The sequence below is a fragment of the Streptomyces sp. YPW6 genome (genome assembly GCF_018866325.1).
Lineage (GTDB): Bacteria > Actinomycetota > Actinomycetes > Streptomycetales > Streptomycetaceae > Streptomyces.
Window position 1 is genome coordinate 6447932 of sequence record NZ_CP076457.1, and the last position, 19565, is coordinate 6467496.

18 protein-coding genes are annotated in these 19565 nt (G+C 73.1%); 9 read left to right on the forward strand and 9 right to left on the reverse strand.

The genetic code is table 11. From position 1 onward, the window contains the following. Nucleotides 1–85 precede the first annotated feature (85 nt). The 3 genes from KME66_RS28270 to hmgA form a co-directional block, all read right to left on the reverse strand. Nucleotides 86–1384: a type ISP restriction/modification enzyme gene (locus KME66_RS28270; RefSeq protein ID WP_216327394.1), complete on the reverse strand. Its 1299-nt coding sequence runs from the start codon at nt 1382–1384 to the stop codon at nt 86–88. A gap of 140 nt (nt 1385–1524) precedes the next feature. Continuing rightward, nucleotides 1525–2331: a GntR family transcriptional regulator gene (locus KME66_RS28275; RefSeq protein ID WP_216327397.1), complete on the reverse strand. Its 807-nt coding sequence runs from the start codon at nt 2329–2331 to the stop codon at nt 1525–1527. 51 nt (nt 2332–2382) lie between these two features. Next, nucleotides 2383–3702, reverse strand: a complete 1320-nt coding sequence (gene hmgA, locus KME66_RS28280; RefSeq protein WP_216327400.1) for a homogentisate 1,2-dioxygenase — start codon at nt 3700–3702, stop codon at nt 2383–2385. Nucleotides 3703–4023: 321 nt separating this feature from the next. Here hmgA and KME66_RS28285 point away from each other — a divergent pair, with 321 nt between their 5' ends. From KME66_RS28285 to KME66_RS28295, 3 genes are all read left to right on the forward strand, one after another. Next, nucleotides 4024–4644, forward strand: coding sequence for a TetR/AcrR family transcriptional regulator (locus tag KME66_RS28285; RefSeq protein ID WP_178379011.1), 621 nt, complete (start codon nt 4024–4026; stop codon nt 4642–4644). 254 nt (nt 4645–4898) lie between these two features. Further along, nucleotides 4899–7145, forward strand: coding sequence for a molybdopterin-dependent oxidoreductase (locus KME66_RS28290; protein ID WP_216327403.1), 2247 nt, complete (start codon nt 4899–4901; stop codon nt 7143–7145). Between the two features lie 139 nt (nt 7146–7284). Beyond that, nucleotides 7285–8766, forward strand: a complete 1482-nt coding sequence (locus tag KME66_RS28295) for a CitMHS family transporter (RefSeq protein WP_216327406.1) — start codon at nt 7285–7287, stop codon at nt 8764–8766. A 93-nt stretch (nt 8767–8859) separates the two neighbouring features. Here KME66_RS28295 and KME66_RS28300 read toward each other — a convergent pair whose 3' ends face one another. Further along, nucleotides 8860–9363: a DinB family protein gene (locus KME66_RS28300; protein ID WP_216327409.1), complete on the reverse strand. Its 504-nt coding sequence runs from the start codon at nt 9361–9363 to the stop codon at nt 8860–8862. Between the two features lie 489 nt (nt 9364–9852). Between KME66_RS28300 and KME66_RS28305 the strand changes: the two genes are divergently transcribed. Further along, a complete protein-coding gene (locus tag KME66_RS28305) occupies nt 9853–11247 on the forward strand; it encodes an aldehyde dehydrogenase family protein (RefSeq protein ID WP_073221881.1) in 1395 nt (464 codons plus the stop codon). A gap of 35 nt (nt 11248–11282) precedes the next feature. Further along, nucleotides 11283–12362, forward strand: coding sequence for a Zn-dependent alcohol dehydrogenase (locus KME66_RS28310; protein ID WP_073221884.1), 1080 nt, complete (start codon nt 11283–11285; stop codon nt 12360–12362). On the opposite strand, the gene ppk2 is transcribed toward KME66_RS28310, so the two are convergent. The 3 genes from ppk2 to KME66_RS28325 all read right to left on the reverse strand — a co-directional run bounded on the left by ppk2 (nt 12359) and on the right by KME66_RS28325 (nt 15301). Then, nucleotides 12359–13459, reverse strand: a complete 1101-nt coding sequence (gene ppk2 / locus KME66_RS28315; protein WP_253208498.1) for a polyphosphate kinase 2 — start codon at nt 13457–13459, stop codon at nt 12359–12361. The genes KME66_RS28310 and ppk2 overlap by 4 nt on opposite strands. Then, entirely contained in the window at nt 13428–14408 is a 981-nt protein-coding gene (locus KME66_RS28320) for a DMT family transporter (protein ID WP_216327412.1), read from the reverse strand. The genes ppk2 and KME66_RS28320 overlap by 32 nt, the downstream gene beginning before the upstream one ends. Before the next feature lie 203 nt (nt 14409–14611). Further along, the gene (locus KME66_RS28325; RefSeq protein ID WP_073221893.1) at nt 14612–15301 is read right to left on the reverse strand and encodes a TetR/AcrR family transcriptional regulator C-terminal domain-containing protein; all 690 of its coding nucleotides are present in this window, start codon (nt 15299–15301) and stop codon (nt 14612–14614) included. 76 nt (nt 15302–15377) lie between these two features. Here KME66_RS28325 and KME66_RS28330 point away from each other — a divergent pair, with 76 nt between their 5' ends. From KME66_RS28330 to KME66_RS28340, 3 genes are all read left to right on the forward strand, one after another. Next, nucleotides 15378–16529 (forward strand): acyl-CoA dehydrogenase family protein, encoded by a 1152-nt coding sequence (locus KME66_RS28330; protein WP_216327414.1) that lies wholly within the window; start codon nt 15378–15380, stop codon nt 16527–16529. Between the two features lie 132 nt (nt 16530–16661). Next, complete coding sequence (locus tag KME66_RS28335) at nt 16662–16952, forward strand: YiaA/YiaB family inner membrane protein (protein WP_073221900.1); 291 nt, start codon at nt 16662–16664, stop codon at nt 16950–16952. Between the two features lie 101 nt (nt 16953–17053). Further along, complete coding sequence (locus KME66_RS28340; protein ID WP_073221905.1) at nt 17054–17686, forward strand: TetR/AcrR family transcriptional regulator; 633 nt, start codon at nt 17054–17056, stop codon at nt 17684–17686. A gap of 58 nt (nt 17687–17744) precedes the next feature. Here the strand turns inward: KME66_RS28340 and KME66_RS28345 are convergent, their stop codons facing one another. Then, nucleotides 17745–18206, reverse strand: coding sequence for a MaoC family dehydratase (locus tag KME66_RS28345; RefSeq protein ID WP_073222615.1), 462 nt, complete (start codon nt 18204–18206; stop codon nt 17745–17747). A gap of 113 nt (nt 18207–18319) precedes the next feature. Between KME66_RS28345 and soxR the strand changes: the two genes are divergently transcribed. Beyond that, the gene (gene soxR, locus KME66_RS28350) at nt 18320–18799 is read left to right on the forward strand and encodes a redox-sensitive transcriptional activator SoxR (protein ID WP_073221908.1); all 480 of its coding nucleotides are present in this window, start codon (nt 18320–18322) and stop codon (nt 18797–18799) included. Nucleotides 18800–18881: 82 nt separating this feature from the next. Here soxR and KME66_RS28355 read toward each other — a convergent pair whose 3' ends face one another. After that, the gene (locus KME66_RS28355) at nt 18882–19517 is read right to left on the reverse strand and encodes a hypothetical protein (RefSeq protein ID WP_216327417.1); all 636 of its coding nucleotides are present in this window, start codon (nt 19515–19517) and stop codon (nt 18882–18884) included. Between the last annotated feature and the right edge of the window lie 48 nt (nt 19518–19565).

Consider the following 19565-nt stretch of genomic DNA (forward strand, 5'->3'; position numbering starts at 1 on the left):
TGACCGGGACTTTCGCCACCCTCCGCCCCGATCCCTCCGCCACGACGGGCTCCGGGATACGCGAACCCGCCTCCCGGGGGCCCCGTCACAGCAGGGCGAACTGGCCCTCCGGGCCCTCCTCCTGGTGCCCGAGCACCGATGCGGGGCGACGGGCCGAGGGCGGGACGGGCAGCACGCCCGCCGCCCGCAGCTCGCCCGGACCGATCAGCGGGCCCGCGTCCAGAGCGGCCCGCAACTCCTCGCGGGGACCGGTCGTACCGTCCAGCAGCGCGAGTACGGTGATGAGTTCGAGCAGCTCCGAGGTCCACTCCCGGGGCCAGCCGCGCGCCCCGACCGCATCGAGGCCGTCCGCCACCGCACCGTCCGGCCCCCGGCCCGCCGCTGCCGCCGCCCGGCGGCCGAACCAGAGCTCCAGCACCCGCACCCCGCCCACCGTGAACTCCCAGGCTGCCGCCGGCACCGGCGAGATCCGGCCGGCGCCGACGATCAGTGCCTCCTCCTCGGCGTCGTAGGACAGCTCCGCGGGGCGAGCGGGAAGCGCCGCCCGCACATAGGGCCTGCGCCCGCCCGGCAGCCGGGGCCGCTCCCCGCCCCGGGCCCCGCGCGACTGGAGCCGCAGCAGTTCCCGGCCGAGCGCCACCCCCGCCGACCACACCTCCGCGTCGGCCGGCAACGGGACCAGAGCGCCGGTGGGGGAGGGCCGGGCGGCGGCCAGGACCCAGGCCAGCACCGTTTCCGGGGTGAACGCGTCCGGCTCCGCGCCGCCGTTGCCGCCGAGCCGCCCGCGCAGCAGCTCCAGCAGCCCCGGCGCGAGGTTGGGCTCCGTGCCGCCGGGTCTGCGGTGGAGCGGTCTGATCCGGCCGGGCCGCCCGGCGGGGGAATGCCCGTCGGGCAGCAGAGCGGTCACGGACAGGGCGGGCCCGGCGTCCTCGGGTGCGCAGCTGTGTTCGACCGCGAAGAGCTGCTGCCCGTCGGCGACCCGCCACAGCTCCGGACGGGCCGCGTCGATCAGCCGGTGGTCGGGGAGCAGCCACTGTTCGTCGTAGGGGCCGTGCAGGATCCGTACGGGGTCGGGGCAGGGACCCGGGTCCCGGGCGAAGCGGGCCGTACCGGCCGGCCGGCCGGGCAGGGCCGCGACCGGGGTGTGCGGCGTACGGGAACGGGTGGGCGCGAACAGCCGTTCCTGCTCGGCGGCGTCGGCGCCGGCCAGCCGTTCCCAGCGGGTCCGGAGCGCCACGGGGTCGGGGCCGCTCACCCAGGCGCGGCCGGTTCTCAGCGGCCGTACCGACCACGGCATCAGCTCGTCCAGGGGGACGAACGCGTCGTGCGGCGAGGACTCCGCGCCCCCGCCGGATCCGGCCGCCGCCGTCCTGCGCGCTGCCACCGAGTCGTCCCTCCCCTGTCCGGTGTGACCTGTCCGCCGTGACCTGGCCGCGGTGACCCCGCCCGGTGGCCCGTCGGCCGTGGCCGGACCGCCGTGGCCCTTGGCATCGTAACGGCGGGCGGTGATCCCCCGGGGCGGAGTCAGTGGGCCTCCACCGTCACGGAGAAGGAGAACCGGTCGCCCCGGTAGCGGATCCGGGCCACGTCCGCCACGCGTCCCTCCTCGTCGTACGTCACGCCCGTGTAGTGGAGGATCGGGCTGAGCAGCGGGACCTGGAGCAGTTCGGCGGTGACGGGGTCGGCCAGCCGGGCCTCCACCGTGTCCGTGATCCGGGAGATCCTGACCCCGACCACGTCGCGCAGGACCTTCGTCATCGGCCAGCGTTCGAGGTCGGCCACGTCGATCCGGGCGGCGATGTCGGGGCGCACCGCGTTCTCCGCCCAGTTGGTGGGCTCGTCGCTCCCGCCGTCGCGACGCAGCCGCCGGTAGCAGGTCACCTCGTCGCAGTCGGGGAAGTACTCCGCGAGGTCGCCGGGGAGCGGGACCGGGCCGTGGCCGAGCACCGTCGTCGCCTCGCCGGACTGCTGGGCCACGATCGCGTCGACCGAACCGAGCAGCCGGACCGGGGAGACCCGCCGGGCACGCGGCTCGATGAACGTGCCGCGCCGCCGGTGCCGGCTGATCAGCCCCTCCGCCTCCAGCTCCTTGAGCGCCTGGCGCATCGTGAGCACGCTGACCTCGTAGTGCGCGGCGAGCTGTTCCTCCGTCGGCAGCCGGGCGGAGGCGTCCTGCGGGCGGCCCAGTATGGAGGCCCGCAGGGACTGGGAGACCTGGTACCAGAGCGGCAGCTTCCGGTTCAGCACGAGGGAGTCGGGGGCGAAGGCGGCCTGCGGGCCCGGCTGCTGCGCACCGCTGTCCGCCCCGGCCCGCTCCTGGCTCTCGGTCATGTCGTCCCCGTCCCGTCCCGTCCCGGCTGTCCGGGCCCTTCGCGCCGTCGGCTACGGCCGGAAGTCGCGGGTCAGACCCTGCCACACGTCGTCGTAACCGCGCTGCAGATGACCGGCGGAGGCCGCCTGTTCCGTAGCCGTGACCGGCCAGCGGGTCTCGAACATGAACGCCAGACCGTCGTCGACCTTCTGGGGCTTCAGCTCCGCCGCGCTCGCCCGGTCGAAGGTCTCCCGGTCCGGCCCGTGCGCCGACATCATGTTGTGGAGGGAGCCGCCGCCGGGGACGAAGCCGTCGGCCTTCGCGTCGTACGCCCCGTCGATCAGACCCATGTACTCGCTCATCACGTTGCGGTGGAAGTACGGCGGGCGGAAGGTGTCCTCGCCGACCAGCCAGCGCGGGGCGAAGACGACGAAGTCCACACCGGCCAGCCCCGGGGTGTCGGACGGCGAGGTCAGCACCGTGAAGATCGAGGGGTCGGGGTGGTCGTAGCTGATCGTGCCGATCACGTTGAACCGGCGCAGGTCGTAGACGTACGGGGTGTGGTTGCCGTGCCAGGCGACCACGTCGAGCGGCGAGTGGTCGTACGTCGCCGACCAGAGGTTCCCGCAGAACTTGTTGACCACCTCCACCGGGCCCTCGTGGTCCTCGTACGCGGCGACGGGGGCGAGGAAGTCCCGGGCGTTCGCCAGGCCGTTGGCGCCGATCGGGCCGAGGTCGGGCAGCGCGAACGGGCGGCCGTAGTTCTCGCAGACGTAGCCGCGCGCGGTCTCCTCCAGCAGTTCCACCCGGAAGCGGACCCCGCGCGGGATCAGTGCGATGTGGCCCGGCTCGGCGCGCAGCAGGCCCAGCTCGGTGCGGAGCAGCAGCCCGCCGCGCTCCGGGACGATGAGCAGCTCGCCGTCGGAGTCGCTGAACACGCGGTCCGTCATCGAGGAGTCGGCGTGGTAGAGGTGGATCGCCATCCCGGCGCGCTGTGCGGCGTCGCCGTTGCCGCCGAGCGTCCACAGTCCGCTCAGGAAGTCCGTGCCGGGCGCGGGGTCGGGCAGCGGGTTCCAGCGGAGCCGGTTCGGGTCCGGCACGGTCTCGGTGAACGGAGCCGAGCGCAGGGCGCCGTTGTCGATACGGGTGAACGCCGGGTGGGCGGCCGAGGGGCGGATCCGGTAGAGCCAGGAACGGCGGTTGTCCGCGCGCGGTTCGGTGAACGCGGAGCCGCTCAGCTGCTCCGCGTACAGCCCGAGGGGGGCGCGCTGGGGGGAGTTGCGCCCGTGCGGGAGCGCCCCCGGCACCGCCTCCGAGCTGTGCTCGTTGCCGAAGCCGGAGGAGTACGCCAGCCCCTCGGCCGTCTTCCTCGCCTGGTCGATCGCGCTCATCCCGCACTCCCGGTGCCCAAGAAAGCTGTGGGATCCGCCGGACGACGAATCCTATGCACTACCGTAGGAATAGGAGGGGGGTGCGTCAACGGCAAACATCGCGCCATTCGGTGCCGGTGGGCTGCGGTGTCACCCCTGCCGCCTCCGGTGCCCCCGGTGTCCGCGCTGCCGTCTCCGGCGTCCGGTCCGCTGATTCCGGTGCCCGCGCTGCCGTCTCCGAGGTCCGGCCCCCTGTTTCCGGTGCCCGCCCCGCTGTCACCGAGGTCCGGCCCGGCTGCCTCCGGTGTCCGGGACCTGCGCGGGGCACGGCATCATGGGCCCGTGCCTCCTCAGCCCCATGTCAATCCGAACCTCCGCCGCGCCCCCGTGCAGCAGCGCAGCGCCGACCGGCTGGCCCGGATACTCGACTCCTGCGCCGGCCTCCTCGACGAGACCGGCTACGAGCAGCTCACCACCCGGGCCGTCGCCGAGCGCGCCGAGGTGCCGATCGGCTCCGTCTACCGGTTCTTCTCCAACAAACGCGCACTCGTCGACGCCCTCGCGCTGCGCAACCTGGACACCTACGCCGACCGGATCGCCGCCCGGCTGGCGGACCTTCCCGCCGCCGACTGGCGTGCCGCGATCGACGCGGTGCTCGACGAGTACCTGGCGATGAAGCGGAGCGTCCCCGGGTTCGCGCTCGTCGACTTCGGGCCGCCGTTGCCCGCCGAGGGGGCGGCGGACGACGCCAACCAGCGTCTGGCGGACCGGCTCGCCGTCCTGCTCGCCGGGCACCTCGGCCGCCGGCCCGACGAGGGGCTGTCCCGGGTGATCCTGGTGAGCGTCGAGGCCGCGGACGCGCTGCTGCAACTCGCCTTCCGTACGGACCCCTCGGGGGACGCGGCCATCGTCGCCGAGACCCGGACCCTGGTCAGGGCCTATCTCGCGCAGACGCTGGACTGAGCCGCCCGTCTCGGGGCCGCCCTGCTCGTAGGCCCCTCCGGCTCTCGTGCGCGGTCACCCGTCCGCCCTGCGGGGCGTCCGTCCCCGAGGCTCGTCCGGCCTTGGTGCGGCCCGTCCGCCGTGTTCTCCGTGCGACACCTCCCCGCCGTGCGTACTGGTCGGTATGCTCGCCCGTGCCAGGACCTCCGGGGCTCCCGCATCCCCGCCCGGCCCATGTCCGCGTGCCGTCACCGCAGCCGCCCCGGGGAGGGCCCATGTCCGACGACTCCCGTACCGCACCGCGTATCTGCCCCCTCTGCGAGGCCACCTGCGGCCTCACCCTCACCATCGAGGGGACCACGGTCACCGGGGCGCGCGGCGATCGCGACGACATCTTCAGCCGGGGCTTCATCTGTCCCAAGGGGGCCTCCTTCGGCGGGCTCGACGCCGACCCCGACCGGCTGCGCGCCCCCCTCGTGCGCGGCGAGGAAGGGGAGTTGCGCGAGGCGACCTGGAGCGAGGCGTTCGACCTCATCGCCGCGCGGATACCGGACCTGGTGAAGGCCCACGGGCCGCAGGCCGTCGGCGTGGTCCTCGGCAATCCCAACGTGCACACGATGGCGGGATTCCTCTACCCGCCACTGCTGCTCGGGGCCCTGCGCACCCGCAACGTGTTCACCGCCAGCACCCTGGACCAGATGCCCAAGCACGTCTCCAGCGGCCTCCTCTTCGGTGACCCGAACGCCATTCCCGTACCGGATCTCGACCGGACCGGTCATCTCCTCCTGATCGGCGCCAACCCGCTGGAGTCCAACGGCAGCCTCTGCACCGCCCCCGATTTCCCCGGACGGCTCAAGGCCCTGCGCCGACGCGGCGGCACCCTCACCGTCATCGACCCGCGCCGCACCCGCACCGCCCGCCTCGCCGACCGGCACGTCGCGATCCGGCCCGGCGCGGACGCCCTGCTGCTGGCCGCGCTCGCGCACACCCTCATCGAGGAGAAGCTCGCCGACCCCGGGCCGCTCGCCGGGCACCTGGAGGGCCTCGACGAACTCGCGGCCGCCCTGGCGGACTTCACCCCGGACGCGGTCGCCGCCGCGTGCGACGTGGACGCGGACACCATCATCGCCATCGCCCGCGAACTCGCCGCCGCCCCCACCGCCGCCGTCTACGGGCGCATCGGCAGCTGCACCGTCGAGCACGGCACCCTGGCGAGCTGGCTGGTGGACATCCTCAACATCCTCACCGGTAACCTCGACCGGCCCGGCGGTGCGCTCTTCCCCCTCTCCGCCACCGCCCGCGCCCCGCGCGTCACCGGATCCGGCACCCGTAACGCCGCCTCCGGGACCCGCAGCCCCGCCACCGGCGAGGGCAACCCCGTCCCCGGCAAGGGCTTCGCGCTCGGCCGCTGGTCGAGCCGGGTCTCCGGGCACCCCGAGGCCAAGGGCGAACTGCCCATCGCCGCCCTCGCCGAGGAGATCGACACCCCGGGCGCGGACCGCATCCGGGCCCTGGTGGTCATCGCGGCCAACCCCGTACTCTCCGCGCCCGACGGCGACCGGCTCGACGCGGCCCTCGCCGACGGACTCGACTTCATGGTCAGCGTCGACCCGTATCTCAACGAGACCTCCCGCCACGCCGACGTCGTCCTGCCTCCTCCGCCGCCCTCCCAGAGCGCCCACTTCGACTTCGCGTTCAACAACTTCGCCGTGCACAACCAGGTCCGCTACACCCGCGCCGCGGTCCCCCTGGAGGAGGATCGGATGGACGAGAGCGAGATCCACGCCCGGCTGATCCTCGCGGTGAGCGGCATGCACGGCGCGCCGCCCTCTGCCGTCGACGACCTGGCCCTCGACACCGCTCTCACCCGGGCCGGGGCCCCACCGGAGGCGGCCGCTCCACTCACCGGCGAGAGCGGCCCCGAACGGCGACTGGACCTGCTGCTGCGCCTCGGCCCGTACAAGCTGACGCTCCAGCGGCTCCTCGACCACCCGCACGGCATCGACCTCGGCCCGCTGACATCCCGCCTCCCGGAGGTCCTGCGCACCCGCTCCGGCCGCGTCGAACTGCTCCCGGGGCCGATCGCCGCCGATCTGCCGCGCCTGCGCCGCGCGCTGGACGGCCGGCCCGCCCCGCTCGTCCTCGTCGGCCGCCGCCATCTGCGCTCCAACAACAGCTGGATGCACAACGTCGGTTCGCTCACCGGCGGATCCAACGTCTGCACCCTCCAGATCCACCCCGACGACGCGGCCCGCATCGGGCTGGCCGACGGGGACACCGCACGCATCGAGTCGTCCGGCGGCGGCATCGAGGCCCCCGCCGAGATCACCGACACCGTGCGCGCCGGCGTGGTGAGCCTCCCGCACGGCTGGGGGCACAGCCGCCCCGGCACCCGGATGGCCGTCGCCGCCGCCCACCCCGGGGCGAACGTCAACCAGCTGCTCGACGGCACGCTCCTTGACCCGCTGTCCGGCACGGCGGTCCTCAACGCCATTCCGGTCTCCGTGACCCCAGCCCCCTAGCGTCACCCCGTTGACCTGGGGTTTTGCTCGTATTGCTCACGGGTCAACATCTTGTTAACGCTGCGGGAGGGCCCCTAACGTCAGCCGGACCGACCGCCGGGACCGGTGGGAGTTCACGGTTGAACGTTAGGTAGCCCCCATGCTGACCATCCTCGGCTTCGCCATGATCGCGACCTTCCTGGTCCTGATCATGACGAAGAAGATGTCGCCGATCGCGGCGCTGGTACTGATCCCCGCACTCTTCTGCGTCGCCGTCGGGCAGGGCGCCCGACTCGGCGACTACGTGATCGAAGGGGTCGGCAACCTCGCCCCGACCGCCGCCATGCTCATGTTCGCCATCGTCTACTTCGGCGTGATGATCGACGTCGGCCTGTTCGACCCCATCGTCCGGGGCATCCTGAGGTTCTGCCAGGCCGACCCGATGCGCATCGTGGTCGGTACGGCGGTGCTCGCCGCGGTCGTCTCGCTGGACGGCGACGGTTCCACCACCTTCATGATCACCGTCTCGGCGATGTACCCCCTCTACAAACGCCTGAAGATGAGCCTGGTCGTGATGACCGGCGTCGCGGCCACCGCCAACGGCGTCATGAACACCCTGCCCTGGGGCGGCCCCACCGCCCGCGCGGCCACCGCCCTCAAACTGGACGCCTCCGAGATCTTCGTCCCCATGATCCCGGCGCTGGCCATGGGCCTGCTCGCCGTGTTCGTCCTCGCGTACGCACTCGGCATCCGGGAGCGCAAGCGCCTGGGGACGCTCACCCTCGGCGAGGCGCCCGCCCGGGAGCCGGAGCAGGAGACCGTGCCCGTCGGCATCGGCGGTACGGGCGGCATCGGCGGTACGGGCGGCACCGGCGGTACGGGCGGCACCGGCCGCAAGGACCGCCTCCGCAAGGGCGCCGCCGCCTCCCCGGGCGGTACGGGAACCGGGGCCCCCGCCCCTGCCGGCGGTACGGAGGACCAGCACGGGGACGACGAGGAGTTCCAGGGTCTCGACCCGAACCGGCCCACCCTCCGCCCCGGGCTCTACTGGTTCAACGCCGGACTGACCGCCGCCCTGCTGACGGCGATGATCCTGGAACTGATGCCGATCCCGGTGCTCTTCCTCCTCGGCGCGGCCCTCGCGCTCACGGTCAACTTCCCCCACATGCCCGACCAGCGGGCCCGGATCGCCGCGCACGCCGACAACGTGCTCAACGTCTCCGGCATGGTCTTCGCCGCCGCCGTCTTCACCGGGGTCCTCACCGGGACCGGCATGGTCGAGCACATGGCCGACTGGGTCGTCGGCGCGGTCCCCGAGGCGATGGGCCCGCACATGGCGATCGTCACCGGCCTGCTCAGCCTGCCGCTCACCTACTTCATGTCCAACGACGGCTTCTACTTCGGCGTCCTGCCCGTCCTCGCCGAGGCGGGCGCGGCCCACGGGGTCTCCCCGCTGGAGATCGCCCGCGCCTCCCTGGCCGGTCAGGCCCTGCACATGTCCTCGCCCCTCGTGCCCGCCGTGTACGTCCTTGTGGGCATGGCGAAGGTCGAGTTCGGCGACCACACCCGCTTCACCGTCAAGTGGGCGGTCCTCACCTCCCTCGTGGTGCTCGCGTCGGGCATCCTGTTCGGCATCATGTGATGACCGGCCGGCCGCGGTCCGGGCCCGGCGGGGGCCGGCCGTGGCGCCCCGGCACCGAGGTCCGCACGGAGCCGCGGCCCGCCGAGGGGACCGTCAGCGACCGGTCGAACCGTCGATCAGCTCCCGGAGGATGTCGGCGTGTCCGGCATGCCGCCCGGTCTCCTCGATCAGGTGGGCGAGGGCCCAGCGCACGCTGGGGGAGGGCTTGTCCGGCCGGGGCCGGGGCAGCGGCGCGCCGAGGTCGCCGCACGCGTCCAGGACGGCGTTCGACTCAGCGACCGTCTCCCGGTAGCGGGCCACGACCTCGGCCACGCCGTCCTCGGGGGCGGCGTGGAACGTCGACGGCCAGTCGGTGACGGGGTCCCCGAGGAAGGTGGCCCGCTCGACGAAGGTCAGATGGTGGAGCAGGCCCAGCAGGTTCGTGCCCGAGGGAACCCCGGCGGTCCGGGCCTCCGGGTCGGGCGCCCCCTCGACCTTCGCGGCGACCGAGGTGCGCAGGTAGTCGAGGAAGCCGCGCAACACCTCCGCCTCGCTGTGGCCGGTCCGGGGCGGCGGGGTGTCCCGGCGCCGGGGGCGGGGTCGGGGGGTGTCGGTCATGGTGCCTCCTCGGTCAGGGCGACGCGGGTGCGGGCTCGCCGGTCTGCCCCAGTCTTGTCCGGTCTGCCGATGCGGGGGCAAGGGATCATGCCGTTCCGGCAAGGCTCGCCCGGAAGCCGGAAGCCGGAAGCCGGAAGCCGGAAGCCGGAAGCCGGAAGCCGGAAGCCGGAAGCCGGAAGCCGGAAGCCGGAAGCCGGAAGCCGGAAGCCGGATGCCCGCCCCTGGAGCCGGGTAGACCGGGAGGAGACCTTCGCAGGAGGCGAGGAGGCGAGGAGGCGAGGAGGCGAGGAGGCGAGGAGGCGAGGAGAGGCGCGAGGCCGGCCGGCGGCCCGGCCTCCCCGGTGCCACGGGTGCGGCGGCGTGACCAGCGTCTCGGAAGGCTCTCTGGCGCCGGAAAACTAACGGCGCTAGTTTGGGCGGGTCGTCGTGCGCCCCGCGCCCGCCGCACGGCTTCGGCGCTCCGCACAGCACGTCCGGGAGGAATCAGCCATGCAGGCCCATGACCAGATGTACATCGACGGTGCGTGGCGGCCCGCCGTCGGCCGGGACACGATCGCGGTCGTGAATCCGGCGGACGAGCAGGTCATCGCCCACGTACCGGCGGGGACGGCACAGGACGTCGACGCGGCCGTGCGCGCCGCGCGCGCCGCCTTCCCGGCCTGGGCCGCGACACCGCCCGCCGAGCGCGCCGCCCGGCTCACCGCGCTGGCCGACGCGCTGGCCGCCCGCAAGGACGTGATGGCGGAGACGATCACGGCGGAGCTGGGCGCACCGCTGCCGCTGTCGCAGATGGTCCACGCGGCCGTGCCCGTCCTGGTGGCGGCCTCGTACGCCGAACTGGCCGCCCGCCACGCCTTCGAGGAACGGATCGGCAACTCCACCGTCCTGCTGGAGCCGGTCGGCGTGGTCGGTGCGATCACCCCCTGGAACTACCCGCTCCACCAGATCGTCGCCAAGGTCGCCCCCGCGCTCGCCGCGGGCTGCACCGTCGTCCTCAAGCCCGCCGAGGACACCCCGCTCACCGCCCAGCTCTTCGCCGAGGCCACCGAGGCCGCCGGTCTGCCGCCGGGGGTCTTCAACCTCGTCACCGGCCTCGGACCGGTCGCGGGCCAGGCGCTCGCCGCCCACGAGGACGTCGATCTGGTCTCGTTCACCGGCTCCACCGCCGTCGGCAGGCAGATCGGCGCCACCGCCGGCGCCGCGGTCAAGCGCGTCGCCCTGGAGCTGGGCGGCAAGTCCGCCAATGTGATCCTGCCCGGCGCGGACCTCGCCAAGGCGGTCAACGTCGGCATCGCCAACGTGATGACCAACTCCGGCCAGACGTGCAGCGCCTGGACCCGGATGCTGGTGGACGCCGAACGGTACGACGAGGCCGTGGAGCTGGCGGCGAACGCCGTCACCAAGTACGTGGTCGGGGAGCGGGTCGGTCCGCTCGTCAACGCCAAGCAGCAGGACCGGGTGCGCGGTTACATCGCCCGGGGCGTCGAGGAAGGGGCCCGGCTGATCGCCGGCGGCCCGGACGCGCCCCTGGAGACCGGCTACTACGTCAGCCCGACCGTCTTCGCCGATGTCACCCCGGACATGACGATCGCCCAGGAGGAGATCTTCGGCCCGGTCGTCTCGATCCTGCGGTACGAGGACGTGGACGACGCGCTCCGGATCGCCAACGGCACCGTGTACGGACTCGCCGGGGCCGTGTGGGCCGCCGACGACGAGGAGGCGGTGGCCTTCGCCCGCCGGATGGACACCGGACAGGTCGACATCAACGGCGGACGGTTCAACCCGCTGGCCCCGTTCGGCGGTTACAAGCAGTCGGGAGTCGGCCGCGAGCTGGGCCCGCACGGTCTGGCGGAGTACCTCCAGACCAAGTCGCTCCAGTTCTGACCCCCCGCACCCCATCCCGTACAAGGAGCCTGTTCGTGGTCCGCGCCGCCGTACTGCCCGCCGTCGGAGCTCCGCTGGAGATCACCGACATCGTCCTGCCGGAGCCCGGCCCCGGTCAGGTGCGTGTCGCCCTCGCCGCCGCCGGGGTCTGCCACTCCGACCTGTCCCTGTCCAACGGCACCATGCGCGTCCCCGTTCCGGCCGTCCTCGGCCACGAGGGAGCGGGTACCGTCCTGGCCGTCGGCGAAGGTGTCACGCACGTCGCGCCGGGCGACGGCGTCGTCCTCAACTGGGCCCCCTCCTGCGGCGTCTGCTTCCACTGCGGAATCGGCGAGGTGTGGCTCTGCGCCGACGCCCTCAAGGGAGTCTCCCGGCTCCACGCCCGTACGGCGGACGGCACCGGCCTCCACCCCGGCCTCAACGTCGCGGCCTTCGCCCAGGAGACCGTCGTCGCCGCGAACTGCGTCCTCCCCGCCCCCGACGGCATCCCGCTCACGGACGCCGCCCTCCTCGGCTGCGCGGTCCTGACCGGCTACGGGGCGGTCCACCACAGCGCCCGGGTCCGCGAGGGCGAGAGCGTCGTCGTCCTCGGGATCGGCGGCGTCGGTCTCGCCGTGCTCCAGGCCGCCCGGATCGCGGGAGCGTCCAAGGTCATCGCGGTCGACGTCTCCCCGGCGAAGGAGGAGCTGGCCCGGCGGGCGGGCGCCACCGACTACGTCATCGCCTCCGCCACCACCCCGCGCGAGATCCGCAAGCTCACCGGCGGCCAGGGCGCGGACGTCGCGGTGGAGTGCGTCGGCCGGCCCGCGACCATCCGGGCCGCCTGGGAGTCCACCCGGCGCGGCGGCCGCACCACGGTCGTCGGGATCGGCGGCAAGGACCAGGAAGTCACCTTCAACGCCCTGGAGATCTTCCACTGGGGCCGGTCCCTGACCGGCTGCGTCTACGGCAACAGCGATCCGGCCCGTGACCTGCCCGTGCTCGCCGACCACATCCGCGCGGGCCGGTTCGACCTCTCGACGATGGTCACCGAGCACATCGGCCTGGAGGGCATCCCCGCCGCCTTCGACAACATGATCGCGGGCAAGGGCGGCCGGGCGCTCGTCGTGTTCTAACGCTTGGTCGTCCGGGAGGGCGAGGCGACCGGCCCCAGCAGCCGGGCCTCCGTCTCACCCTCCTCGAACAGCCGGGAGGCCGGGCCCACGATCAGCGGGTCCGGCCTCCCCACCACTTCCGGGTCCTTGCCGGGGTAGTCGAAGCGGTCCAGCACATGCCGCATCGCCTCCAGCCGGGCCCGCTTCTTGTCGTTGCTCTTCACCACCGTCCAGGGCGCGTCGGCCGTGTCGGTGTGGAAGAGCATCAGCTCCTTCGCCTCCGTGTACTCGTCCCACTTGTCGAGCGAGGCCAGGTCGACGGGGCTCAGCTTCCACCGCCGTACGGGGTCGATCTGCCGGATCATGAACCGGTTGCGCTGCTCGTTGCGGGAGACGGAGAACCAGAACTTCACCAGGTGGATGCCGTCCCGGGCGAGCATCCGCTCGAACCCGGGCGCCTGGTGCATGAACTCCAGGTACTCGCGGGTCGTGCAGAACCCCATCACCCGTTCCACGCCCGCCCGGTTGTACCAGGAGCGGTCGAAGAGGACGATCTCCCCGGCGCTCGGCAGATGCGCCACGTACCGCTGGAAGTACCACTGGGTGCGCTCGCGCTCGGTCGGCTTCTCCAGCGCCACCACGCGTGCCCCACGCGGATTGAGATGCTCGGTGAACCGCTTGATCGTGCCGCCCTTGCCGGCCGCGTCCCGGCCCTCGAAGAGGATCACCAGCCGCTCGTCGCGCTCCTTCACCCAGTGCTGGAGCTTCAGCAGCTCGATCTGGAGCGCCCGTTTGGCCTTGTCGTAGTCACGGCGGCGCAGCTTGCGGTCGTACGGGTAGTCCTCGCGCCAGGCGTCCCGGGCGTGGCCCTCCGGCGTCAGGAGGACCGGATCGTCGTCCCCGCTGTCGACCACGCCGAACCCGTCCAGATACGCCCCGCCGTGACGCGCCGCCCGCGCGTCCCTCCCCGGTCCGTCCGGACTCCCGGGCGCGGCCGCCCCGGGGGCGTCACGGCCCCCGGGGGCGCCCGCTCCGGGGCCGTGCTCCTCGGGGGCGGCGGGCTCGTCCCGGGCCGCCCCGTTCCCGCTACGTCCGCTCCGCTTGGCACTCCTCGTCATGACGGGATCCCTCCACCGGCCGGGCCGGATTTCCGCGTGTGGGCCCAGTCTGCTGACGGCTCCGGGAGACCGCCACCCCGGCCAGGCACAGCACCCCGCCGACGATGCCGAGCGGGGTCGGCACCTCGTCCAGCAGCACCCATGCCATCCCCACGACGAGCGCCGGGACCGCGTACGTGGTCGCGCCCATCCTCCCCGCGGTGGTCCGGGCCAGCGCGTAGCCCCAGGTGGTGAAGGCGAGCGCGGTCGGGAAGACGCCCAGGTAGACCATGTTCAGGGTGGCGGACAGCGGGGCGTCGGCGGCCTCGGAGACCAGCACCCCGGTGAACGGCAGACAGGCGACGGCCCCGGTCAGGCAGCCGAAGGTGTTGATCTGGAGCGAGGAACCGTGCGCGAGGGCCGGCTTCTGGCTCACCACGCCCGCCGCGTACGCCACGGCGGCCAGCAGGCACAGCACCACGCCCAGGACGGAGGAGCCGCCGTCCCCGGACATCGCGAGCCCCACCACGACCGCACCCGCGAACGAGACGCCCATCCCCAGCAGCAGCCGGCGCGGCAGCCCTTCGCCGAGCATCCGGGCACCGAGCAGGGCGATCAGGATGGGCCCGATGTTCACGAGCATCGCGGCCGTTCCGGCGTCGACCTCCTGCTCGCCCCAGTTCAGGGCGACCATGTACAGCCCGAACCACAGCACCCCCGAGGTGATGATCCCGGGCCAGGCTCCGCGCCCCGGGAGCCCTTCCCGGCGGACGGCCAGGATCGTCCCGAGCGCGAGCGTGCCCGCCAGCAGCCGGCCCAGGGCCAGCGCGCCGGGGGAGTAGGCCTCGCCCGCGCTGCGGATGGAGACGAAGGCGGAGGCCCACAGCACGACCGTGGTGCAGGCGGCGGCGCCGGCCCGCCGGCGGTGGGCCGGCGGGGAGACGGAGAGGGGGGCCGGGTTCGTCGTCATGGCCACGACCGTAAGGCCGAAACGTTTCGCTCCCCACCGAAGGGCCGGTCCCCGTCAACCGGCGCGCCGTGGCAGCGTGTCCGGCGTGCGAGGGCGGAACCGGAACGGTGGTACGGGGCGCCCCGGCCGTGTCCGGAAAGCGGTGGCGCAGACCGGTCCGGGCGCCGGTTCCGTCCCCGAGCGGGTGCTCCGCCCGGCGTGCGTCACGGTCGGTCCTGCGCCGCCCGGACCGTCGCCGCGTCGCCGGACGCCGGACGCGTGTACTGCTCGTACTGGATCGCCAGCCCCTCCAGCAGCGCCCGCAGCCCCGTCTCGAAGGCCCCTTCGTCGACCTGGCGGCGGTGGTCGGCCAGCAGGTGGGCCTGGCCGAGGTGCGGGTAGTCGGCGGGGTCGTAGGCGGTCTCGTCGTCGACGAAGCCCCCGGCGAAGGAGCCCAGCGCCGAACCGGTGATGAAGTACCGCATCAGCGCCCCGATCCGGGTCGCCTGCGCGGGCGGCCAGCCCGCCCCGACCATCGCCCCGAACACCGCGTCGGCCACCCGCAGCCCCACCGGGCGGCGTCCGGGGCCCCGGGCGAGGACCGGGACGATGTGCGGATGCGCGGCGAGGGCCGCCCGGTAGGACAGCGCCCAGTCGTGCAGGGCCTCCCGCCAGTCGCGCGGATCCGCCTCCTCGAACATCGACAGGTCGACCTGGGCGGAGACCGCGTCGGCGACGGCGTCGAGGATCTCCTCCTTGTTGCGGAAGTGGTTGTAGAGCGAGGGGCCGCTCACCCCCAGGACGGCCGCCAGGCGACGGGTGGAGACGGCGTCGAGGCCCTCGGCGTCCACGAGCGCGCTCGCCGCTTCGACGATGCGGTCTCTGCTGAGGAGGGGCTTGCGCGGTCGGGCCATGCGGCTCATAGTAGGCCCTGCGAACCAGAAACTAGCAGTGCTAATTAAGCGATCGTCGGAAGCGGGGTGGCGCACGATGGACCTGGCGCTCAGCGTGGAGCAGGAAGCCGTCCGGAAACTGGCCGAGGACTTCGTCGCCCGGGAGGTCGCCCCGCACGTCGTCGCGTGGGACCGGGCCGAGAGTGTCGACAGGTCGATCGTGAAGAAGCTCGGCGGCCTCGGCTTCCTCGGGCTGACGGTCCCCGAGGAGTACGGCGGCTCCGGCGGCGACCACCTGTCCTACTGCCTGGTCACCGAGGAGCTGGGGCGCGGCGACTCCTCGGTGCGCGGCATCGTCTCGGTGTCGCTCGGCCTCGTCGCCAAGACGATCGCGTCCTGGGGGAGCGAGGAGCAGAAGCGCGCCTGGCTTCCCGCGCTGACGGCGGGCGAGGCGATCGGCTGCTTCGGCCTCACCGAGCCCGGTACCGGCTCCGATGCCGGGAACCTCGTCACCAGGGCCGTCTGCGACGGCGGTGACTACGTCATCAACGGCACCAAGATGTTCATCACCAACGGCACCTGGGCCGATGTCGTCCTGCTCTTCGCGCGGACGGGCGACGCCCCCGGCCACCGCGGCGTCTCCGCCTTCCTCGTCCCCGCCGACACCCCCGGACTCACCCGGCGCACCGTCCACGGCAAGCTGGGCCTGCGCGGCCAGGCCACCGCCGAACTGGCCCTCCAGGACGTCCGGATACCGGCATCCTGCCTCCTCGGCCCCGAGGGCAAGGGCTTCTCCATCGCCATGTCCGCCCTCGCCAAGGGGCGCATGTCGGTCGCGGCGGGCTGTGTCGGCATCGCCCAGGCCGCCCTGGACGCGGCCGTGCGCTACGCCGGTGAGCGCGAGCAGTTCGGCAAGGCCATCGCCCGCCACCAGCTCGTCCAGGAGCTGCTGAGCGACATCGCCGTGGACGTGGACGCCGCCCGGCTGCTGACCTGGCGGGTGGCCGATCTGGTCGACCGGGGCCAGGACTTCGCCACCGCCGCCTCGAAGGCCAAGCTGTACGCCTCCGAGGCCGCCGTCCGCTGCGCCAACAACGCCCTCCAGGTCTTCGGCGGCTACGGCTACATCGACGAGTACCCGGTCGGCAAGCTGCTGCGGGACGCCCGCGTGATGACGCTCTACGAAGGCACCAGCCAGATCCAGAAGCTCATCATCGGCCGGGCGCTCACCGGGGTCTCCGCCTTCTGACCGGCGTCCGTGTCCTCTGGCCGCCCGCACGCGTACGGGTGTCGCTCTCGTACGGGTGTCTGAGTACCTGCCTGATCCGGCCTGAGTACGGACGCGGATGTGGCGTGCGCCACGCCGGCGGAAGCTGGACCCATGAGTGACACGACATCGGTCAAGCAGCAGAGCACCGCCGCCTTCTACCTCCAGGCCGTGGCCTCCTTCATGGTGGCCATCGGCGCGGTCGCCTTCGGCATCTTCTTCCTCGACGCCGACGCCTGGGTGCGCGGATTCCTCGCCATCGGCGTGCTCTACCTGGTCACGTCCTGCTTCACGCTCGCCAAGGTGATCAGGGACCGCCAGGAGGCCGGACAGATCCACAGCCGGGTCGACCAGGCCCGGCTGGACAAGATCCTCGCCGAGCACGACCCGTTCCAGAAGCTCTGACCGCGCACCGTCGGCGCGGACCTCTCCTCCGGACACTCCCTAAGCGCTTGCTCAGGTTCGGGGTATGGTGTTCGTCCTGTTGACGGAGAGGGGCCTGGGCGATGTGTGCGGCGGAGGAGACGAGCGGCGAGGACACGCCGTGGGGCGAGGTCACTCCCGAGGCGGCCAGGCGGCTCCTCGTCGCCGCCGTGGAAGCCTTCGCCGAGCGCGGGTACCACGCGACCACCACCCGTGACATCGCCGGCCGGGCCGGGATGAGCCCGGCCGCGCTCTACATCCACTTCAAGACCAAGGAAGAGCTGCTCCACCGGATCAGCAAGATCGGTCACGAGCGGGCGCTGTACGTCCTCGACACCGAGGCGGACCGGGACGGCACGGCCGCCGAACGGCTCGCCGGAGCCGTCCGCTCCTTCGTCCGCTGGCACGCGGAGCGCCACACCACCGCCCGGGTCGTGCAGTACGAGCTCGACGCGCTGGGCGAGGAGCACCGCACCGAGATCGTCGCGCTGCGGCGCAGGAGTGACGCGGTGGTGCGCCGGATCATCGGGGAAGGGGTGCGCGACGGCGAGTTCGACGTCCCCGACGTCCCCGGCACCACGCTGGCGGTGCTCTCCCTCTGCATCGACGTGGCCCGCTGGTTCAACGCCCAGGGCAGCCGTACGCCCGACGAGGTCGGCGAGCTGTACGCCGGCCTCGTCCTGCGGATGGTCGGGGCCCGACAGGCGGCAGTCTGACGACAGGCCCTGGCTCCGGCGGCCCGGACGAGGTGTCCCGAGGCCGCCTTCGGGCGGGTCAGAAGTAGTAGCGGGACACCGATTCCGCGACGCAGGCCGGCTTCTCGCCGCCCTCGCGCTCGACGGTGACGACCGCCGTGACCTGTACGCCGCCGCCCACCTCCGTGACCTCCCGGAGCACCGCGCTGGCCCGCAGCCGCGAGCCGGCCGGGACCGTCGAGGGGAAGCGGACCTTGTTGGTCCCGTAGTTGATGCCCATCTTCATGCCCTCGACCCGCATCACCTGCGGTACCAGCGCGGGCAGCAGCGACAGCGTCAGATAGCCGTGCGCGATGGTCGTGCCGAACGGCCCGTCCTTCGCCCGCTCCGGGTCCACGTGGATCCACTGGTGATCGCCGGTCGCCTCGGCGAACTGGTCGATCCTCTTCTGCTCGATCTCCAGCCAGTCGCTGTGTCCCAGCTGCTCGCCCACTCCGTCCCGCAGCTCCTGCGCGGACGTGAAGATCCTCGGCTCTGCCATGTTCCCGGTTCCTGCCTTCCGGCTCGACGCGCCGTCCGGCGCGATGTCCAAGCGCTTGCTCAGCATCGTTGGGCGGCGCGTTCCTGTCAACGACATGGCAGTAGGTTTGAGGGGTGCCCCAGATCCCGCAGACACTCCACGAACTCTCGGTCGGCCAGCTCTCGGCGCGCAGCGGCGCCGCCGTCTCGGCCCTGCACTTCTACGAGTCCAAGGGCCTGATCACCAGCAGCCGCACCAGCGGCAACCAGCGCCGGTACTCCCGTGACGCGCTGCGCCGGGTCGCGTTCGTCCGGGCGGCCCAGCGCGTCGGCATTCCCCTGGCCACGATCCGGGACGCCCTCGCCGAACTGCCCGACGAGCGCACGCCGAACCGCGAGGACTGGGCCCGTCTCTCCGCGGCCTGGCGCAAGGAACTGGACGACCGCATCGGGCAGTTGCGCCGCCTGCGCGACCATCTGACCGACTGCATCGGCTGCGGCTGTCTGTCGTTGGAGACCTGCGTGCTCTCCAACCCCGGCGACATCACCGGCGAGAAGATCACCGGCTCCCGCCTGATGCCCGAAAGCAAGCAGTCGGCCGAACACCGTTCTTAGTACCGAGGTGCCGAAGTAGCGGGGCGCCGCAGTACCGCGGTGCCGGGGTACCGGACGGCGTCCGCTGTCACGTCACGTCATGTCACGCGGCCGCTGCCGCTGTCGCTGGGGCAGCGGCGGGCGGCCTCCGGTGCCGCAGCAGCCGGGCCCTGGCCAGCGTGCGGTCGGTCAGGGCGGGCTGCGGCACCGCGATCCCGCAGCCCGTGCACACCGGGCCCGCCCACGGCTCCTCCCCCCGCACCTGCCGCCACTCGATGCCGGTGTCCGCGCAGACCGGACAGGCCGAACCGGGGCCGGAGCCCAGCCCCGCGATCAGGCGGCGCAGGACCTCCGCGAGCGGCTCGGTGGGATGGACACCCGGGTCGGTGCAGCGGGCCACCCCGTGACCGCCCCAGGTGCGCCGGTGCCAGTCGTCGAACGCGCCGGGCCGCCGCAGCCCCGCGTGCTTCTCGCGCCGACGCCGTTCGGCGAACCCCGCCTCGTACGCGAGCCAGACCGCCCGCGCCTCCTCCAGTTCGTCCAGCGCGCGCAGCAGGCGCACCGGATCGGGCTCCCGGTCCTCGGGGTCGATCCCGTGCCGGGCGCACAGATGGTCCCAGGTCGCCCGGTGCCCGTACGGGGCGAACTTCTCCAGACACTTCCGCAGCGAATACCGCCGCAGGGCCAGATCACCCCGCGGATCTCGGACCTGTCTCGCCAGACTCCGGAAACCGGCCATGACACCGCCACCTCCGCCGCTCGTCCTTGGACGTCATGGAATGGACGT

What these genes read in the sequence shown, in the direction of transcription:
- KME66_RS28320 (WP_216327412.1), bottom strand. Translation starts at nt 14,408, where the DNA reads ATGACGACGAACCCGGCCCCCCTCTCCGTCTCCCCGCCGGCCCACCGC.
- KME66_RS28305 (WP_073221881.1), top strand. Translation starts at nt 9,853, where the DNA reads ATGCAGGCCCATGACCAGATGTACATCGACGGTGCGTGGCGGCCCGCC.
- KME66_RS28275 (WP_216327397.1), bottom strand. Translation starts at nt 2,331, where the DNA reads ATGACCGAGAGCCAGGAGCGGGCCGGGGCGGACAGCGGTGCGCAGCAG.
- KME66_RS28335 (WP_073221900.1), top strand. Translation starts at nt 16,662, where the DNA reads ATGAGTGACACGACATCGGTCAAGCAGCAGAGCACCGCCGCCTTCTAC.
- KME66_RS28345 (WP_073222615.1), bottom strand. Translation starts at nt 18,206, where the DNA reads ATGGCAGAGCCGAGGATCTTCACGTCCGCGCAGGAGCTGCGGGACGGA.
- KME66_RS28325 (WP_073221893.1), bottom strand. Translation starts at nt 15,301, where the DNA reads ATGGCCCGACCGCGCAAGCCCCTCCTCAGCAGAGACCGCATCGTCGAA.
- KME66_RS28290 (WP_216327403.1), top strand. Translation starts at nt 4,899, where the DNA reads ATGTCCGACGACTCCCGTACCGCACCGCGTATCTGCCCCCTCTGCGAG.
- KME66_RS28340 (WP_073221905.1), top strand. Translation starts at nt 17,054, where the DNA reads ATGTGTGCGGCGGAGGAGACGAGCGGCGAGGACACGCCGTGGGGCGAG.
- hmgA (WP_216327400.1), bottom strand. Translation starts at nt 3,702, where the DNA reads ATGAGCGCGATCGACCAGGCGAGGAAGACGGCCGAGGGGCTGGCGTAC.
- KME66_RS28295 (WP_216327406.1), top strand. Translation starts at nt 7,285, where the DNA reads ATGCTGACCATCCTCGGCTTCGCCATGATCGCGACCTTCCTGGTCCTG.
- ppk2 (WP_253208498.1), bottom strand. Translation starts at nt 13,459, where the DNA reads ATGACGAGGAGTGCCAAGCGGAGCGGACGTAGCGGGAACGGGGCGGCC.
- KME66_RS28300 (WP_216327409.1), bottom strand. Translation starts at nt 9,363, where the DNA reads ATGACCGACACCCCCCGACCCCGCCCCCGGCGCCGGGACACCCCGCCG.
- KME66_RS28355 (WP_216327417.1), bottom strand. Translation starts at nt 19,517, where the DNA reads ATGGCCGGTTTCCGGAGTCTGGCGAGACAGGTCCGAGATCCGCGGGGT.
- KME66_RS28330 (WP_216327414.1), top strand. Translation starts at nt 15,378, where the DNA reads ATGGACCTGGCGCTCAGCGTGGAGCAGGAAGCCGTCCGGAAACTGGCC.